Origin of the sequence: Billgrantia campisalis (assembly GCF_022341425.1) — a bacterium.
Lineage (GTDB): Bacteria > Pseudomonadota > Gammaproteobacteria > Pseudomonadales > Halomonadaceae > Halomonas > Halomonas campisalis.
The window spans coordinates 147,649-164,926 of sequence record NZ_JABFUC010000003.1 but is presented as its reverse complement, the minus strand read 5'-3'; the positions used below and the strand labels follow the sequence as shown (position 1 = coordinate 164,926).

The following is a 17,278-nucleotide window of genomic DNA, read 5'->3' as shown; positions in this document are numbered from 1 at the left end:
CCCTCGGCCCTTAATGCTCCCGCGTGGCGGCGAAGCGGATCTCCGGCCAGCGCTCCTGAGTCATCTGCAGGTTGACCCGGGTCGGGGCGATGTAGGTCAGGTAGCCGCCGCCGTCCAGGGCCAGGTTGGCGCTGGCCTTGCGTTTGAATTCGTCGAGCTTCTTGGCATCGTCGCAGTAGATCCAGCGGGCGGTATTGACGTTCACCGGCTCGTAGACGCAGTCGACCTTGTACTCCTCCTTGAGGCGGTGGGCCACCACGTCGAACTGCAGGGTCCCCACGGCACCGAGGATCAGGTCGTTGTTGTCCAGCGGCATGAACAGCTGGGTCGCGCCCTCCTCGGAGAGCTGCTGGAGCCCCTTCTGCAGGGCCTTGAGCTTGAGCGGATCCTTCAACTGCACGCGTTTGAACAGCTCCGGGGCGAAGTGGGGAATGCCGGTGAAGCGCATGTCCTCGCCCAGGGTGAAGGTGTCGCCGATCTGGATGGTGCCGTGATTGTGCAGGCCGATGATATCGCCCGGCCAGGCCTCCTCGACGTGGGAGCGGTCTGAGGCCATGAAGGTCAGGGCGTCGGCGATCTTCACATCCTTGCCGATGCGCACATGGCGCATCTTCATGTTCTTCTCGTACTTGCCCGAGCAGACCCGCAGGAAGGCGATGCGGTCGCGGTGGCGGGGATCCATGTTGGCCTGGATCTTGAAAACGAAGCCGGTGAAGCGCTCGTCGGTGGCCTCGACGGTGCGGGTATCGGTCTCCCGCGGCTGGGGCGGCGGCGCATACTCGACGAAGCCGTCGAGCATCTCGCGCACGCCGAAGTTGCCCATGGCGGTCCCGAAATAGACCGGGGTCAGCTCGCCGCGGCGGTAGGCGTCGAGATCGAACTCATGGGAGGCGCCGCGCACCAGCTCCACCTCCATGCGCAGCTCCTCGGCGGCGTCTTCGCCCAGCACCGCGTCCACCTCGGGATTGTCGAGCCCCTCGATGCGCTTATCATCGGGAATCCGGCTGCCCTGCCCCTGGGTGTAGAGATGAATCACGTCATTGTAGAGGTGGTAGACCCCCTTGAAGTGGCGCCCCATGCCGATCGGCCAGGTGATGGGCGCGCACTGGATGTTGAGCACCGTCTCCACCTCGTCCATCACCTCGATGGGGTCGCGGATATCGCGGTCCATCTTGTTGATAAAGGTGAGGATCGGCGTGGTGCGCAGGCGACACACCTCCATCAGCTTGATGGTGCGCGCTTCGACACCCTTGGCGCCGTCGATCACCATCAGCGCCGAGTCCACCGCGGTCAGGGTGCGGTAGGTATCCTCGGAGAAGTCCTCGTGGCCCGGGGTATCGAGGAGGTTGACGATGCGCCCGCCGTAGGGAAACTGCATCACGGAGGTGGTCACCGAGATGCCCCGCTCCTGCTCCATCTTCATCCAGTCGGAGGTGGCGTGGCGGTCGTTGCGCTTGCTTTTCACCGAGCCGGCCAGCTGGATGGCGTTTCCAAACAGCAGCATCTTCTCGGTGATGGTGGTCTTGCCCGCATCGGGGTGGCTGATGATCGCGAAGGTGCGTCGCAGCCCGACTTCCCGGGCCAGGGAGGATTCCGACATGAAGTCTGTGTCGCCGTCAGAGCGGTACCGGACCAGCCGGCACCGCGCGTGAATGAAGGATTGCGCGCATTCTAAGCCTTCAGGGCCGCCAGTTGTAGGGCCGGCAGCTGTATGCCCTACAGTTATCAGGCCGAAGCACCGCTTCGACGAGTGCGGTGTAGACGCGAGCAAGACGGCGCTCAGGAGATGTCTTCGGTATCGCGGGGCTGGTGCGGAGGTGGCGCCCCGGAGAGGCATGCCCCGGCAGGATCGGCAGCGAGTAGCCGGGGACCGGCTCGTCATCGAACTTCATGGCCCGCCCTCGCCGCCGGAGGCTCCGGGCTTCGGCGACGGGTCCCCTTCACGCATCACGGCCAGCCAGGAGGAGCGGCCGATGAGGCGGTGATCCACCGGGGCCTGAACCACCTGGATGCGATCGCCATAGTGCATTCGCCGGCTGCCTTCCCAGGCCTCTAACCAGACGCACTTCATCTCCGGCACCACCTCGCAGCCGCCGTCGCTGCGCACCCCGCCGCAGGGGCCGTTGCGCATCTGCTTGGGGCAGTTCATGGGGCACGCCATCCCCGTGTCGCTGAGCACGCACTGGCCGCACATCCGGCAGTCGAACAGCGCCCCCTTGATCGCCTTTTCGACGCCACGGACCGGGGCTTCCAGTCGCTTAAAGCCAAGGCGTCGGCATAGCGGCTCGAGCCGCCGCAGCAGCGGTTCAAAGCGCCGATACAGGCGCTCGAAGGCCCCGGCATGGCGCACCACCCAGTGACGTACCCGGTACATGGAAACGCTCCTCGCTCGACATCGAGCCATGGGGCTGTCGGTGAGCCATGGCGTCTCATGGCTCGAGCAGCGACGTTGCGTTTGCAGGGTAGGTGGCGCCGGGGCCCTTGTCATCAGTGTCAGCGACGTCGATATGCCGAGCGGCGACTTGGCCGAGAATAACTAGCGCGGCATCGCAGCCCCTGCTGGCGGTGTCCCGCTGAGCCTGGACCGCCCTTGCTGGGGTTACCCCGTCACGCTGCGCAGATCGCCCAACGGATAGTAGGGCGCGATAAACAGCCGCCCTTCGATGCCTTCGGCGTGGGCCGCGCGGCGTAAGTGGATGTCGCTCTTAGCAAGCCTTGCCTGCCTCTGGCAACCCGCTAGCCACTCGGGCGGCGCCGCTGCCGTGGAGATCGACAAGACATTGCGTATGGCAGCTGGTCGATAGGCTCCAACAATCCGCGCCGAGCGCGTGACCCACGGTCAGCTCGGGTTATGATACCGCCCACACGCTGAAACGGAGCCAATATGCCCGCCGCACCGCCCCTGCCGCTGTCGACGCCCGGCCGCAACCTGGTCCGCCTGACCATCGTTCGCGGCATCACCTGGACCGGCTTTCTCGGGGCCATCGTCGTCGGGGTGGAACTGCTCGACTTCGCGCTGCAGGTGGCGGCGGTGATCGGGGTGATCGTCGGCATGGGCCTGGTCAACCTCTTCACCTGGTGGCGTCTCGGCCGGCAGTGGGTCGTCACCCATACGGAATACGTCTTCCACCTGCTCGCCGACGTACTGGGCCTGACGCTGCTGTTCTACTTCACCGGGGGGTCCACCAACCCCTTCATCAACTACTATCTGGTCCCGGTGACCATCGCCGCCGCCACCCTGCCCTGGCGACATGCCTGGGTGATCGCCGCCACCGCCATGGCCTCCTATACCCTACTGATGGTGACCTACCACCCGGTGCCCCAGCTGACCCATCCCAGCGACGAGCCGTTCAACCTGCATATCCTGGGCATGTGGATCAACTTCGGGCTGTCGGCCGGGCTGGTGACCTTCTTCATCTACAAGATGGCCCATGCGCTGCGCAACCGCGACCAGGCCCTCTCGCGCACCCGCGAGGCCGCCCTGCGCAACGAGCAGGTGGTGGCGGTGGCGACCCAGGCGGCCGGTACCGCCCATGAGCTGGGCACGCCCCTGTCGACCATGGCGGTGCTGCTCAGCGAGATGCGTGAGGATGCCCGCGGCGACCCGGCCCTCGAGAAGGATATCGACCTGCTGCGTCAGCAGGTCGACCTCTGCAAGTCGCGGCTGCGCCATCTGGTGGAGCAGGCCGACCGCCGGCGCATGGCCGAGCCCGAGGTCCACGACGCGCGAGAGTGGCTGAAGAGCGTGGTGCAGCGCTGGCTGGTCCTGCGCCCGGACGTCAGTCATCGCCTGGAGATCGCCGGCAAGCGCAGCACCCCCTGGCTGACCGTGGACACCACCCTGGAACAGGCCCTGACCAACCTGCTCAACAACGCCGCCGACGCCAATCCCGATAACATCAACATTCACCTCGACTGGAACGACGACGAGGTGACCATCGATATCCGCGACCACGGACCGGGCGTCGCCATGGCCATTGCCGATCAGCTCGGTGAGACCTTCGTCTCCACCAAGAGCAAGGGCCTGGGCATCGGCCTGTTTCTGACCCACGCGACCATCAACCGCTTCGGTGGCGGCGTGAGCCTGTATAATCACCCGGAGGGGGGTACGCTGACAGAAGTGACCCTGCCGCACAGCGCGCCCTGAGCCACCCCAACCAACGAGGATGCCATGCAAGATGCCGATTCACGCCTGCTGATCATCGATGACGACGAGATGTTCTGCCATGTGCTGTCGCGTGCCATGGCCAGACGCGGTTACGAGGTGCTAGTGGCTCATGACGCCGAGCAGGCGCTGGCCCAGGCCCGCCGCCACCGCCCAGGCCTGGCGACCCTGGACCTCAAGCTGGAGCACAGTTCAGGTCTCAAGCTGCTGCCGGAGCTGCTGGCGGCGCTGCCCGACTGCCGGGTGGTGGTGCTCACCGGCTACTCGAGCATCGCCACCGCCGTCGAGGCGATCAAGCTCGGCGCCGTCAACTACCTGTGCAAGCCGGCCGACGCCGAGGAGATCCTCATCGCCCTGGGCCGCGAGAAGGGCGACCCGGATGCCGAGGTCGCCGACAACCCGCCCTCGATCAACCGCATCGCCTGGGAACATATCCAGAAGGTGCTGCAGGAACACGATGGCAATATCTCCGCCACCGCCAGGGCCCTGGGCATGCACCGGCGCACCCTGCAGCGCAAGCTGCAGAAGCGCCCGGTTCGGCACTGAGCCCGGTGACGCCGGGCGCTGCAAGCCTGGGTGTTATTGCGCCGTCCAGCCCAGGTCGATATTGAAGCTCGAGCCGGTCACTGCGCCGGCGGCGTCGGAGGCGAGATAGGCCACCAGCTCGGCCACCTCGTGCGGCTCGATCAGACGCTTGATGGCGGCGTTCTTCAGCATGATCTGCTCGACCACCTCCTGCTCGTCCATGCCGTGCAGCTTGGCCTGGTCGGCGATCTGGTTGTCCACCAGCGGTGTCTTCACGTAGGCCGGGCAGACGGCATTGGCGGTGATGCCCTGGGGCCCACCCTCCAGCGCGGCGGTCTTGGTGAGCCCGATCATGCCGTGCTTGGCGCTGATGTAGGCCGACTTGCCGGGCGACGCCACCTGGGCATGCACCGAGGCAATATTGACGATGCGTCCCCAGCCGCCCGCGCGCATCGACGGCCAGGCGGCCTGGCTGAGCAGAAACGGCGCGGTGAGCATCAGGTCGAGGATCTGGCGCCACTTGGCCTCCGGGAAATCCTCGATGGGCGACACGTGCTGGATGCCGGCGTTGTTGACCAGGATATCCACGCGCTCGAAGCGCTTGATCGCCTCGGCCACGGCGGCCTTGCAGGCCTCGCCGTCGGTCAGGTCGGCACGAAAGAAGGCCGCTCCGACGGCATCCGCCTTCTCCTGGGCCTGCTCATTGAAGTCAACCGCCAGCACCTGATGGCCCAGCTCGCGGAAATGGCGTACCACGGCCTCCCCGATCCCGCTGGCGGTGCCGGTTACCAGGGCGACCCGCGGCGTGGTAGTCGTTGCATTCGTCATTGACACCTCCTCGTGCTCAGCGATGGCTCAGGGCCTCGTCCAGCCCCTCGCGACAGGGCCAGCATAAGCCCAGCCCCGCGGCGACACCAGCTTCATTCCCCGGGCGCTGGCGTCATCACCCGGTCCATCAGTCGCTGGGCCAGACGGCTCGCCTCCTGGCGCGAGGCCAGGTCGGAGAGATCGTCCATGAGCTCGCAGCGCCACAGCCACAGCGGCGATGCCAGCCGTTCCGCCTGGAACGCATAGCGGCCGGAGGGCAGCGTGAACAGCTGGCGCTCGCCCTGCGCAGGCGCTACGACCTCGGCATCGACCGGCACCAGCACCAGTGACAGCGACAGCGGCGTCACCAGGGCGCCGACCAGGTGCTCGTCGCCGCCCTCGAACGACCAGCGCTGGAAGCAGAGCGCATCGACGCCCAGCCGCGGGTTGGTGTGCGGCGCCTCCTTCAAGTGACGCCCCTGCTGGTGCTGCCAGGCCGACGCAAGGTCGCGTAGCCGTTCATACTGCTCGGGGCTCAGGGCCTGCATGGGGTCTCCTCGAGTTGCTCACAAACGGTCTGCGGCCCATTCCAGCAAGGCCGCCTCGCGACTGCTATTCTGGCAGTTCCCCCCGCGACGAGGAATGCCCATGACTCCGCAACAGCGCCTCGAGCTGGCCGTCTCGATTGCCAAGGAAGCCGGCGAGTGCATCATCGACGCCCGTCACCGCCAGGTCTTCGGCCAACGCTACAAGTACGGCCAGGAGCTGGTCACCGACGTCGACCTGGAAGTCGACACCCTGATCGGTGACCGACTGGAAGCCAGCCTGCCGGGCGAGACACGCCTGAGCGAAGAGCTCGCACCGGATCGCGAGGTGCTGAGCCGCGCCGCTGACCTCTGGGTGATCGATCCCATTGACGGCACCGTCAACTTCGCCCACGGCCTGCACCATGTGGGCGTCTCCATCGCCTGGTTCAGCGAGGGCAAGACCCGCCTGGGCGTGGTGCACGCGCCCTTTCTCGGCGAGACCTTCAGCGCCCTGCTGGGACAAGGCGCCTGGTGCAACGATCAGCCGATTCATGCCAGCCGCACCACCGACCTGCAACGCTGCCTGGTCGGCACTGGCTTTCCCTATCGTCGCGACAGCCGCCCGCCCCTGATCCGTCGGCTGATGGCGGTGCTCACCCACTGCCAGGACGTGCGTCGCAACGGCTCCGCGGCGCTGGACCTGTGTGACGTGGCTTGCGGCCGCCTCGATGCCTATTACGAGAGCGTTTCCCCCTGGGACTTCGCCGCCGGCTGGCTGATCGCTCGGGAAGCCGGCGCCCAAACCGGCCACCTCTACCCCTGCCCGACGGGCATTCCCGAAGACCTCTATGGCGAAAACCTGCTGGTCGCCGGCCCCGAGATTCATGCCGAGCTGGGCGAGCTACTGCGCGCCGCCGATGCCAACGAGCTGGATATCCGCTGACCCGATAGCCCGCAACAATGACACGGCTAGCAGGCCGCTATTGGCACCGAGCGCTGCGATCAGTCAGAATGGCGCCACTTTTTGCTAGGAGTAACGCCATGTTCGTCGTGATTTTCGGGCGCCCCGGCTGCCCCTTCTGCGTCCGCGCCCAGGCGCTGGCCGAGCGGCTGGAAAGTGCCGGGGCCATTCAGGGGCACCGCTACGTGGACATCCAGGCTGAGGGCATCACCAAGGCCGATATGGAGAAGACCATCGGCAAGCCGGTCACGACGGTACCGCAGATCTTCGTCGATCAGTCCCATGTGGGCGGTTTCACCGAGTTCGATCAGTACGTCCGCGACCAAGCCCTGCTGGCCCCCGCCACCACCGGCTGACCCGCCCTGCACCGGACCGCCTGCGGGCGGCTCCCGCGCCCTTCAAGCGTCGTCCCCGCGTTGAAAGCTCTGCTTCGCCAGCACCTATACTAACGTCGTTATGATAGGGGCATCAGGACAGAGGGATAGGGACGATGCAACGGGAAGAGTTTGTCCAGCAGCTGTGGCTCGACTACATCCACCAGCACCCGGATGTGGGGGCCCTGCGCCTGTGGCCCACGGATGCCCCGGCGGAGTACCTGGCGCTGCTGACCCTCAACCAGAGTCCCTTCTCGGCCGCCGAGCTGGTCCCGACCCTGAGCCACCTCGGCTATCGCCCCATGCATCACTATGCCATGGCCGACCGGGGCCTGCTGGTCACCCTGCTGATGCCGCCGGACGATGGCGCCTGGCTGGTGCTGGCCGAACTGCAGCTGGGCACCCTCTCTCGCCATCCCCGCGAACGGCTCACCCGACTGGTGTCACAGACCCACCCCCAGGACCGGCGCGGCCAGAACCTGCTGTGTCGCGGCCGTCCCTGGCCGATGCCCGACTGGGCGACCTACCGGGCGCTGTGCGACGACCACCCCCTGGCCGGCTGGCTGGCGGTCATGGGCCCGAGCATGCACCATGCCGGCTTCGACTGTGAACGTCTCGGCCACGACCTGGCCACCCTGGACGCCGGGCTGGCCCAGGCCGGCCTGCGCGGCAACCCGGACCGTCATCACGGCATCTTTCCGATCTCGCCGCTGCTCGACTACAGCTTTTACCCGACCTGTTCCCGCCGCTTGGCCTTCGCCCACGGCGATGAGCATCGCATCGACCTGGGCGGACTGGCGCTGGTCCAGAAGTGTCTGAGCCATGACCACGAGCGGGCGGTCGAACTGCTGCTGCCCCACCACACGCGCTGCGAGATCGCCTGACGGCCATGGGGGTTATCCACAGAATCTGTGGATAACACTGTGCAAGGCGGCGGGGTAAATCGTCCCTGCCGAGAGGGCAGCGGGTAAGCACATAAGTTGGTCAGATTTTCATCAGTGAGATACGACGAGGCCCGGGCGCTGGACGCCCGGGCCTCGTCGTTGACTTGCCTGACCGCGATCAGGCGGGATCGAAGGTCATTTCCGGCACATGCTCGGGCACGACCAGCTTGCCAGCGGTCTTCTCGACGATCTCCTCGACCGACACCCCCGGCGCCCGCTCCTTGAGGATGAAGGCGCCGTTCTCGATCTCGAGGTAGGCCAGATCGGTAAGCACCCGGTTGATGCAGCCCGCGCCGGTCAGCGGCAGGGTGCACTGCTCGAGCAGCTTGGATTCACCGTGCTTGGACGCGTGGGTCATGGTGCAGATGATGTTCTCGGCGCCGGCCACCAGGTCCATGGCGCCGCCCATGCCCTTGATCAGCTTGCCGGGAACCATCCAGGAGGCGATGTTGCCGTGCTGGTCCACCTCGAAGGCGCCGAGCACCGTCAGGTCGACGTGGCCGCCGCGGATCATGGCGAAGGATTCCGCCGAGGAGAAGATCGCCGCCCCGGGACGCGCGGTCACCGTCTGCTTGCCGGCGTTGATCATGTCCGGGTCGACTTCGTCTTCGGTGGGGAAGCGCCCCATGCCCAGCAGGCCGTTCTCGGACTGCAGCATGACGTCGATGCCCTCGGGTATGTAGTTGGCCACTAGGGTGGGGATGCCGATACCCAGGTTCACGTAGAAGCCGTCCTGGAGTTCACGCGCCACGCGCTGTGCCATCTGTTCGCGAGTCAGTGCCATCTTGTTGCCTCTTGTGTTCGGTTGAGAAGCGCCGGCATCGAAGGCCGGCCGTCAGGAAACCGTGCCGTGCGCTTAGCCCTCGCGCACGGTACGCTTCTCGATGCGCTTCTCGAAGGAGCCCTGGATGATGCGGTCCACGTAGATACCCGGAGTATGGATCTGGCTGGGTTCCAACTCCCCCGGCTCGACGATCTCTTCGACCTCGACCACGGTGATCTTGCCGGCGGTGGCCGCCATGGGGTTGAAATTCTGCGCGGTGTGGCGATACACCACGTTGCCGTAGCGGTCGGCCTTCCAGCCCTTGACGATGGCAAAATCGCCGGTCATGGCCTCTTCGAGAATGTAGTGGCGGCCGTTGAATTCACGCACCTCCTTACCCTCACCGATGGGCGTGCCATAGCCGGTGGCGGTATAGAAGGCCGGGATACCGGCGCCGCCGGCGCGCATCTTCTCGGCCAGGGTGCCCTGGGGGGTGAGCACGACCTCGATCTCGTCGTTGAGCATCTGCTTCTCGAACAGGGCATTCTCGCCGACGTAGGAGGCGTAGATCTTGCAGATCTGGCGATCTTCCAGCAGCACGCCCAGGCCGAACCCGTCGACGCCACAGTTGTTGGAGATCACGGTCAGATCGGTGACGCCACGGCGCTTGATCTCGGCAATCAGGTTCTCGGGGATACCGCACAGCCCGAAGCCCCCGGCGATCACGGTCATGCCGCTCTCGATGCCTGCCATTGCCTCTTCGTAGGAGTAGACGCGCTTGTCGAATCCGGCCATCGCAAAGCCTCGTTTTGTTGTGGGATGGATGAATGACGATACTCGGTCAGTGTTGACCCGGCCAATATATTTGTTAAGTTTGTTTTTTTTATCAATTAATCGGATTGGCAAATAAATGACCCTCCCATGAGCATGACCGCCAAGCAGCTGCGCGCCTTCCTCGCCGTCTCCCAGACCCTGAGTTTCACTCAGGCCTGTGAACGGCTGCACCTCTCCCAGCCGGCGCTGAGCCTCGCCATCAAGGGTCTGGAGGAGAGTCTAGGCGGTCCCCTGCTGATTCGCAGCACCCGCAGCGTGCGCCTGACCCCCGAGGGCGAAACCCTGCTGCCGCTGGCCAAGCGCCTGCTGGCCGACTGGGACAACGCCGAGGAGCTGTTGCGCCAGCGTTTCACCCTGCAACTGGGCAGGGTCGCCGTGGCCGCCATGCCCTCTTTCGCCTGCAATCGCCTGCCCCCTGCCCTGCGCGTCTTTCGTGAGCGCTTTCCACGGGTCAACGTGACAGTGCACGACGTGATCAACGAGCAGGTCATCGACATGGTGCGCCGCCAGCAGGTGGAGCTCGGCATCGCCTTCGAGCCGGAAACCTGCGAGGGCATCGACTTCATTCCGCTCTTCGAGGACACCTTCGTGGCGGTGGTGCCCCCGGATTCGCCGCTCGCCCAGGAAAGCGAGGTGCACTGGCAGGCGCTGTTGACCTACGACTTCATCACCCTGCAGCGTCCCTCGATGGTGCGTATCCTGCTCGAACAGGCGCTGGGCCGCCACCACACCGAGCTGCCGGTGGCTTTCGAAAGCCATCAGCTGGCCACGGTCGGCCATATGGTGGCCAGTGGTCTGGGCGTCAGCGCGGTACCGGCCCTGTGCCGCGACCAGATGCGGGAGCTGGGGGCCCGCTGCCTGCCGCTGCACGATCCGCAGATCCGCCGCACCGTGGGGGTCGTCATCGGTGCCGGACAGGAGCTCTCGGTGGCCGCCCGCGCGCTGCACGAGGTGCTGCAAAGCACCCTGGCGGCCGAGCCGAGCCCCACCGCCTCCCCCTGAGAAGCGGCATGCGCAGGGGAAGCGCTGGGCAGTCTCACCGCGATCCATTAGCATGATCGACTGGCGCGGTTACCATTACCACTTGTCGTCTAAGGAGAGCGGCATGTCGACCCTCAAGGGGATCGTCAGCATCCTGCTGCTGATTATCACCACCCTGGGCTGGGGCATCCCCCTCATCGCCCTGACACTGGTCAAGCTGATCACCCCCGGACGCCGGCTGCGTCGGCTGGTGCTCAGGGGCCTCAACGCCGTAGCCCTCAACTGGATCGGCACCAACCTGTGGTGGATGCGTCACTGGCTCAAGCCGCGTCTGGATATTCGCCTCCCCGAGGGGCTGTCCCGGAACCAGTGGTGGCTGGTGCTCTCCAACCACCGCAGCTGGACCGACATCTTCATGCTGTTTTTCGCCCTGCATCGGCGCATCCCCATGCCGCACTTCTTCGTCAAGCGCCAGCTGATCTGGGTGCCGATCGTCGGCCTGGCATTCTGGGCCATGGAGTTCCCCATGCTGCGCCGCCTGAGCCGTGAACAGCGTGAACGCCATCCCAAGCTGGCACGCCGTGACCGGGAAGCGACGGAGCGCATGTGCCGCCACGCCCGCGAGCGGCCCATCGCCATCTACAACTTCGTCGAGGGCACCCGCTTCACGCCGGCCAAGCATCGCGCCCAGGGCTCTCCGTATCGCCACCTGTTGAGCCCCAGAGCCGGCGGCATCGCCCAGGTCATCAAGCTGCTGGGGGACCGGCTGAGCGGTATCATCGACGTTACCCTGAGCTACGAGAACCCCTCGCCCAGTTTCTGGGACTTCCTGTGTGGCCGCGAGGGGGCCGTCACGCTCGAGGCGCGGCGTCTGCCGGTCCCCGACTGGATGCTGGAAGGCGACTATCACGACGACCCGGACTACAAGGAACGCTTCCACTCATGGCTCAACGCCCTGTGGCAGGAAAAGGACGCGGCGCTCGACTCGCACTGAGCCTGCTGATGCTGCTGATCCTGGCCGCCTGCGCCTCGTCGGGTGGCGAGGTGCAACGCAGCGGCGATCCCGGCATCGCCGGCCACTGGATCACCGTGCAGCGCGGCGATACCCTGGGCGCCCTCGCCGCCAGGGCCGACGTGCCCCTGGCCCGCCTGGAGCGCTTCAACCCCGGCGTCGATCCCCGCCGCCTGGCGGTGGGCCAACGCCTGCTGGTCCCGACTCACCAGGAGCGTGCGCCTTCCGGCGGCCCCTATCGCTACCAGGTGCGTCCCGGCGACACCTACTCCGGCATCGCCCGGCGCTTCAACACCACGGCATCGCGCATTCAGTCCGCCAACCCCGGCACCCAGCCCACTCAGCTCAGGGTCGGGCAGGTGATCCAGGTGCCGCTGCGCGGCAGTGGCGCCGCTGCATCGGCCACGGCGAGTCGCCCCTCTCCGAGCAGCGGCGGGGCTCGCCGAAGCGCGGCCAGCGGGTCGTCGCGCGCCTCGCCGACATCATCGGCCTCTGGCAGCAACGGTGCGCTGCCCGCCTCGGCGGGCAACTGGCCCTGGCCGCTGGACGACTACCGGGTGGTGCGCTCCTTCGGCGCCGACAGCCGCGGCACCCTGCAGCCCATGCTGCTGGCCACCGGCAACGGCGCGAAGGCCAAGGCCGTCGCCGACGGCGATGTCCGCTTCGCCGGTAGCATGCGCCAACTCGGCCGGGTGGTGATCGTTCATCACAGCGGCAACCTGCAGAGCGTTTATGCGCTGTGCGACTCGCTGCTGGTGGAGGACGGCGCCAGGGTCAGCCGGGGCACACCGCTGTGTGAGGTGGGTTTGAGCAACGCCACCGAGCGCCACGACCTGCTGTTCGATATTCGCCAGGGCGGCAAGCCCATCGACCCCCGGCGCGTGCTGCGCTAAGGCTAGATGCGATGTCGAATCCCGACACCCTGATTGTCACATCGCCACCGCTGCGCCGCTTCCCCGAGCTGCTCGGTGAGCCGGCGGCCACCCAGGTGCTGGCTCGCCTGGAGACCGAACTCGACTGGCAGCAGCCACGCCTGCGCCTCTACGGGCGCGAGCACCCGACCCCTCGCCGCCAGGTATGGATGGGGGATAGCGATGCCGACTACCGCTACTCCGGCCGGCAGTTCAGCCCCGAGCCCTGGCATCCCGCGGTCGCGAGCATCCGCGAGGCCGTGATCGCGCGCCTGGCGGCTAGCGGCATTAGCGCCGACTTCAACAGCGTGCTGCTCAATCGCTACGCCGACGGCGAGGAGCGTATGGGCTGGCACAGCGACGACGAGGCGGAGCTCGGCCCCGACCCGCTGATCGCGGCGCTCAGCCTGGGGGCCGAGCGGCCGCTGCGTTTTCGTTGGAAGGATCGCTCGCGGGAGGCGTTCAACGTCTGGCTGCCCCACGACAGCCTGCTGCTGATGGGCCCCGGCGTGCAGCGCCAGCTGCAGCACGCCCTGCTGCCGCGGCGACGCCTGGGGCTGCGTATCAGCCTGACCTTTCGCCAGGTGCATCCTCTCCCCTGACTTGGGGTGCTCTTCTCGTCCCCAAACCATAACATGAGGAGGCGCTGATTTACGTCGCGAGCGATGATAGGCTGGTCGCCGCCGGAGCGCAGCTCCCGGAGTGTAGCCCGCTACATGAGGAGAGCGAGCACCGCCGGCGGCCAGGATATCGAGCGCAGCAGTAAATCAGTGCCTCCTCAACCGCGATAGTAGCCCGGAATAACAAACGGCATCTTGCTCACGGTCATCGGCAGCCGCTTGCCACGCACCTCGGCATAGACGGTGGCACCGATTTCCGCCTGTTCGATGTCCAGGTAGCCCATGGCCACCGGCTTGCCGACGCTGGGCCCGAACCCACCCGAGGTCACCGTACCGATCCGGTGCCCATCGGCATCGAACAGCTCGCTGCCTTCACGAACCGGCGCCCGCCCCTCGCCGAGCAGACCCACGCGCTTGCGGCGATGATCCTTGACCTCGACCTGATGCAGGATCAGGTCCGCGCCGGGGAAGCCGCCCGCCCGCTCGCCGCCGCGCCGGCGCGGCTTGCCGATGGCCCAGATCAACCCCGCCTCGACCGGCGTAGTCTCGGTGTCGATATCGTGACCATAGAGGCAGAGACCGGCCTCCAGGCGCAGCGAATCGCGTGCGCCCAGGCCGATTGCCTCGACCTCCGCTTCTGCCAGCAGCCGACGGGCCAGGGCGTCGGTCCGTTCGGCCGGCACCGAGATCTCGAAGCCATCCTCGCCGGTATAGCCGCTGCGGCTCACCCACACCTCGATGCCCTCGATCTCGAAGCGACCGTGCTGCATGAAGACCATCTCGCAGGCCGCCGGGCAGAGGCGCTGCATGACCGCCGCGGCCTGGGGGCCCTGCAAGGCCAGCAGGCCGCGGTCGAGCACCTCGATGCGGTGCTCGCTATCCAGCCCGGTCTCCAGCAGCGCCACGTCCTGATCCTTGCACGCCGCGTTGACCACCAGATGCAGAGACTCGCCGACATTGGCCACCATCAGGTCATCGAGGATGCCGCCCTCCTGAGCGGTGAATAGCGCGTAGCGCTGCATGCCCACGGGCAGGCCGACGATATCGGCCGGCACCAGGGTTTCCAGCGCCTGCGCCGGGCGCGGGCCGTGCAGCAGAATCTGCCCCATGTGCGAGACATCGAAGAGGCCGCAGGCCGTTCGGGTATGCTCGTGCTCTTTCTTGACGCCGAGCGGGTACTGGACCGGCATCTCATAGCCGGCGAAGGGCACCATCCTGGCCCCCAGTTCGCCGTGCAGGGCATGCAGCGGCGTGTGCTTGAGATCGCTCATGTCGTTTTCCTCATCTGATGTTGCGTTCAGGCCCGCACCGGTCGCGGCGACTGCCGCAAGGAAAGACCCAACGCAGCGGGGTGTCCCGCGGGGCACCCCTGGTGGTCGAGTCCGGCGATCAGCTCTGGCTGTGGTCGAGGTCCTCGCCCGGCAGCACTTCCTTGCCGTCGAAGTAGTCCTTGGTGAGCTTGAACACGACCGGCGACAGCAGCGCCAGGGCGATCAGGTTGGGAATCGCCATCATCGCATTGAAGGTATCGGCCATCAGCCAGATGAAGCCCAGGTTGGCGATGGCGCCCAGCGGAATGGCCGCCACGAACAGCACCCGGTAGAGCATGATCGAACGGGTACCGAACAGGAACTGGAAGCACTTCTCGCCGTAGAAGGACCAGCCGAGAATGGTGGTGAAGGCAAAGATGGCCAGCGCCACCGACACGATCTGGTTGCCGAAGCCGGGCAGGGCCGCATCGAAGGAGAGCGCCGTCAGCGATGCCCCGGCCTCACCCTCGATCCACACCGTCGAGGTCAGGATCACCAGGGCGGTGATGGTGCAGACGATAATGGTATCGATGAAGGTACCCAGCATGGCGATCATGCCCTGGCGCACCGGATTCTTGGTCTTGGCCGCCGCGTGGGCAATGGGCGCGCTGCCCAGACCCGCTTCGTTGGAGAAGATGCCACGGGCCACGCCGAAACGAATCGCCGCCATCACCGCCGCCCCGGCGAAACCGCCGACGGCCGCATGGGGATTGAAGGCGTAGTAGAAGATCATGCTGAACGCCTCACCGATCTGACCGGCATTGACGATCAGCACCAGCAGCCCCGCGATGATATAGGCGATCCCCATGACCGGCACCAGCTTGCCGGCCACCTTGGCGATACGCTTGATCCCGCCGAGGATCACCGCCCCAGCCAGCACCATGATCACCACGCCGGTGAGCCAGTGCGGGATATTGAAGGTGGAGTCCAGGGCATCGGCCACCGAGTTGGACTGCACGGTATTGCCGATGCCGAAGGCCGCCACGGCACCGAAGAAGGCGAAGGCGCCCCCCAGCCACAGCCACTTCTTGCCCAGGCCATTCTTGATATAGAACATCGGCCCACCGATGTGATAGCCGGTGCTGTCGGTTTCACGGTAGCGAACGGCCAGCACCGCCTCGGCGAACTTGGTGGCCATGCCCACCAGGGCGGTGATCCACATCCAGAACACCGCACCGGGGCCACCCAGGGCGATGGCCGTGGCCACACCGGCGATATTGCCGGTACCGATGGTGGCAGAAAGCGCCGTCATCAGGGCATTGAAGGGCGAGATTTCCCCCTCTTCTTCCTTGGTCTTCTTCACACCCGGCGCCGGTTTGGCGTCGCGCCCCTGCCACATCAGCTTGAAGCCGGTGCCGAGCTTGCGGATCGGCATCAACTTCAGGCCCAACTGCAGGTAGAGCCCCACCCCGAGCAGCAGGATGAGCATCAACGGGCCCCACACCACGCTGTTGATGGCGGTAAAGATCGATGTCAAGGTTTCCACGAGCGCCTCCCTCAAGTTGTCTGCAATTCTTGTTATGCCCGCCGATGACGCTGACCGACGACAGACGGCCCGCAATGAGTCTTCGACATGCCGTGAGGCGACATCCAGGAACTATCACCATGGCGAACCGGCGTACCATAGCGGAAATCACCATTCATGTGCCACCCCGGCAAAAGGTCGCCTATCGCCTGGCCAGTTGCTAGGCCAACCTCCAGACCACTCTCGCATGGCGCACCCACTGCCTATGCCCTTGGTGACAGGCTCTTGATGACACACCGTTGGCGGCAGGACGATAGCATGCCAAATGTTTCGTATCGGAAACAAACGCAACGCCGCCATTCACTCGAGGCCACGCCCGGCAACGCCCACGCACCCACCGAAGCGCCCGGCACGCCCTTTAGCCTAGTGAGGGGCGCAAAGCCTGTCGAACTCCTCCTGCCGGCACGGGCTCGGCCAGCCGGCACGGCTCCTTACGCTGGACGACTGGACGACTGGACGACAGTCGCCAAGCAGGCCACCCTGAAAAGGCGCCAGGCAGCGGCATCTTGCCCTGAGTGATACACCCAGGCTCGCCAAATGCCGCCAATAGCGTTAGCATCACCCCGGTCAGAAAACCTTTTTCGTATAGGAAATCATCATGAGCACGATTCCTGCCAACCTGCGCTACAACGACAGTCACGAATGGGTGCTGGACAACGGCGACGGCACCGTCACCATCGGCATCAGCGATCACGCCCAGCAGGCCCTGGGCGACGTGGTCTTCGTCGAACTGCCCGAAGTGGGACGTAGCCTGGAAAAGGGCGATGAGTTCGGCGTAATCGAATCCGTCAAGGCCGCCTCGGATCTCTACGCCCCTCTGGCCGGGGAGATCATCGAGGTCAATGAAGCCCTGGAAGATGCTCCGGAGACCGTCAACGAAGCGCCCTACGAGGACGGCTGGATCATGAAGGTACGAGTGGCCGATACCGCCAGCCTCGACGAGCTGCTCGACGCCGATGGCTACCGCGCCGTGGCCGACGCCGACGACTGATCCCCGGCCCCCGGCCCTGGCGCCGGGG

The 17,278-nt window shown here is 66.0% G+C and carries 18 protein-coding genes; 10 read left to right on the top strand and 8 right to left on the bottom strand.

The genetic code is table 11. The features are described 5' to 3' along the window. Nucleotides 1–10: 10 nt before the first annotated feature. Nucleotides 11–1,600 (bottom strand): peptide chain release factor 3, encoded by a 1,590-nt coding sequence (gene prfC, locus HOP52_RS04665; protein ID WP_238976104.1) that lies wholly within the window; start codon nucleotides 1,598–1,600, stop codon nucleotides 11–13. A gap of 288 nt (nucleotides 1,601–1,888) precedes the next feature. Then, nucleotides 1,889–2,374, bottom strand: a complete 486-nt coding sequence (locus tag HOP52_RS04660) for a methylenetetrahydrofolate reductase C-terminal domain-containing protein (RefSeq protein ID WP_238976103.1) — start codon at nucleotides 2,372–2,374, stop codon at nucleotides 1,889–1,891. Between the two features lie 510 nt (nucleotides 2,375–2,884). Between HOP52_RS04660 and HOP52_RS04655 the strand changes: the two genes are divergently transcribed. Both HOP52_RS04655 and HOP52_RS04650 read left to right on the top strand, forming a co-directional pair. After that, a complete protein-coding gene (locus HOP52_RS04655; RefSeq protein ID WP_238976102.1) occupies nucleotides 2,885–4,147 on the top strand; it encodes an ATP-binding protein in 1,263 nt (420 codons plus the stop codon). A 24-nt stretch (nucleotides 4,148–4,171) separates the two neighbouring features. Then, on the top strand, nucleotides 4,172–4,711 hold the full coding sequence (locus tag HOP52_RS04650) for a response regulator transcription factor (protein ID WP_238976101.1): 540 nt from the start codon (nucleotides 4,172–4,174) through the stop codon (nucleotides 4,709–4,711). A 33-nt stretch (nucleotides 4,712–4,744) separates the two neighbouring features. Here HOP52_RS04650 and HOP52_RS04645 read toward each other — a convergent pair whose 3' ends face one another. Together HOP52_RS04645 and hybE are read right to left on the bottom strand one after the other, a co-directional pair. Then, complete coding sequence (locus HOP52_RS04645; protein ID WP_238976100.1) at nucleotides 4,745–5,518, bottom strand: 3-hydroxybutyrate dehydrogenase; 774 nt, start codon at nucleotides 5,516–5,518, stop codon at nucleotides 4,745–4,747. A gap of 92 nt (nucleotides 5,519–5,610) precedes the next feature. Beyond that, a complete protein-coding gene (hybE, locus tag HOP52_RS04640) occupies nucleotides 5,611–6,045 on the bottom strand; it encodes a [NiFe]-hydrogenase assembly chaperone HybE (protein ID WP_238976099.1) in 435 nt (144 codons plus the stop codon). 100 nt (nucleotides 6,046–6,145) lie between these two features. On the opposite strand from hybE, the gene HOP52_RS04635 reads away from it, so the two are divergent. The 3 genes from HOP52_RS04635 to HOP52_RS04625 all read left to right on the top strand — a co-directional run bounded on the left by HOP52_RS04635 (nucleotide 6,146) and on the right by HOP52_RS04625 (nucleotide 8,243). Beyond that, nucleotides 6,146–6,967 (top strand): inositol monophosphatase family protein, encoded by an 822-nt coding sequence (locus HOP52_RS04635; protein ID WP_238976098.1) that lies wholly within the window; start codon nucleotides 6,146–6,148, stop codon nucleotides 6,965–6,967. 98 nt (nucleotides 6,968–7,065) lie between these two features. Next, nucleotides 7,066–7,341 (top strand): GrxA family glutaredoxin, encoded by a 276-nt coding sequence (locus tag HOP52_RS04630; RefSeq protein WP_238976097.1) that lies wholly within the window; start codon nucleotides 7,066–7,068, stop codon nucleotides 7,339–7,341. Between the two features lie 134 nt (nucleotides 7,342–7,475). Continuing rightward, nucleotides 7,476–8,243, top strand: a complete 768-nt coding sequence (locus tag HOP52_RS04625; RefSeq protein WP_238976096.1) for a VOC family protein — start codon at nucleotides 7,476–7,478, stop codon at nucleotides 8,241–8,243. 178 nt (nucleotides 8,244–8,421) lie between these two features. Here HOP52_RS04625 and HOP52_RS04620 read toward each other — a convergent pair whose 3' ends face one another. Next, nucleotides 8,422–9,087 (bottom strand): CoA transferase subunit B, encoded by a 666-nt coding sequence (locus HOP52_RS04620; protein ID WP_238976095.1) that lies wholly within the window; start codon nucleotides 9,085–9,087, stop codon nucleotides 8,422–8,424. A gap of 72 nt (nucleotides 9,088–9,159) precedes the next feature. After that, nucleotides 9,160–9,861, bottom strand: coding sequence for a CoA transferase subunit A (locus HOP52_RS04615; RefSeq protein WP_238976094.1), 702 nt, complete (start codon nucleotides 9,859–9,861; stop codon nucleotides 9,160–9,162). 132 nt (nucleotides 9,862–9,993) lie between these two features. Here HOP52_RS04615 and HOP52_RS04610 point away from each other — a divergent pair, with 132 nt between their 5' ends. The 4 genes from HOP52_RS04610 (at nucleotide 9,994) to HOP52_RS04595 (ending at nucleotide 13,406) form a co-directional block, all read left to right on the top strand. Then, nucleotides 9,994–10,902: a LysR family transcriptional regulator gene (locus tag HOP52_RS04610; RefSeq protein ID WP_238976369.1), complete on the top strand. Its 909-nt coding sequence runs from the start codon at nucleotides 9,994–9,996 to the stop codon at nucleotides 10,900–10,902. A gap of 103 nt (nucleotides 10,903–11,005) precedes the next feature. After that, nucleotides 11,006–11,875: an acyltransferase gene (locus HOP52_RS04605; RefSeq protein WP_238976093.1), complete on the top strand. Its 870-nt coding sequence runs from the start codon at nucleotides 11,006–11,008 to the stop codon at nucleotides 11,873–11,875. Beyond that, nucleotides 11,824–12,786 (top strand): LysM peptidoglycan-binding domain-containing protein, encoded by a 963-nt coding sequence (locus HOP52_RS04600; protein WP_238976092.1) that lies wholly within the window; start codon nucleotides 11,824–11,826, stop codon nucleotides 12,784–12,786. Before HOP52_RS04605 ends, HOP52_RS04600 begins: the two co-directional genes overlap by 52 nt. 11 nt (nucleotides 12,787–12,797) lie before the next feature. After that, nucleotides 12,798–13,406, top strand: a complete 609-nt coding sequence (locus HOP52_RS04595; RefSeq protein ID WP_238976091.1) for an alpha-ketoglutarate-dependent dioxygenase AlkB family protein — start codon at nucleotides 12,798–12,800, stop codon at nucleotides 13,404–13,406. A gap of 176 nt (nucleotides 13,407–13,582) precedes the next feature. Here HOP52_RS04595 and gcvT read toward each other — a convergent pair whose 3' ends face one another. Together gcvT and HOP52_RS04585 are read right to left on the bottom strand one after the other, a co-directional pair. Continuing rightward, nucleotides 13,583–14,695, bottom strand: a complete 1,113-nt coding sequence (gene gcvT, locus HOP52_RS04590; protein ID WP_238976090.1) for a glycine cleavage system aminomethyltransferase GcvT — start codon at nucleotides 14,693–14,695, stop codon at nucleotides 13,583–13,585. Nucleotides 14,696–14,813: 118 nt separating this feature from the next. Further along, the gene (locus HOP52_RS04585; RefSeq protein ID WP_238976089.1) at nucleotides 14,814–16,220 is read right to left on the bottom strand and encodes an alanine/glycine:cation symporter family protein; all 1,407 of its coding nucleotides are present in this window, start codon (nucleotides 16,218–16,220) and stop codon (nucleotides 14,814–14,816) included. A 637-nt stretch (nucleotides 16,221–16,857) separates the two neighbouring features. Here HOP52_RS04585 and gcvH point away from each other — a divergent pair. Beyond that, entirely contained in the window at nucleotides 16,858–17,250 is a 393-nt protein-coding gene (gene gcvH / locus HOP52_RS04580; protein WP_238976088.1) for a glycine cleavage system protein GcvH, read from the top strand. The last annotated feature ends 28 nt before the right edge of the window (nucleotides 17,251–17,278 follow it).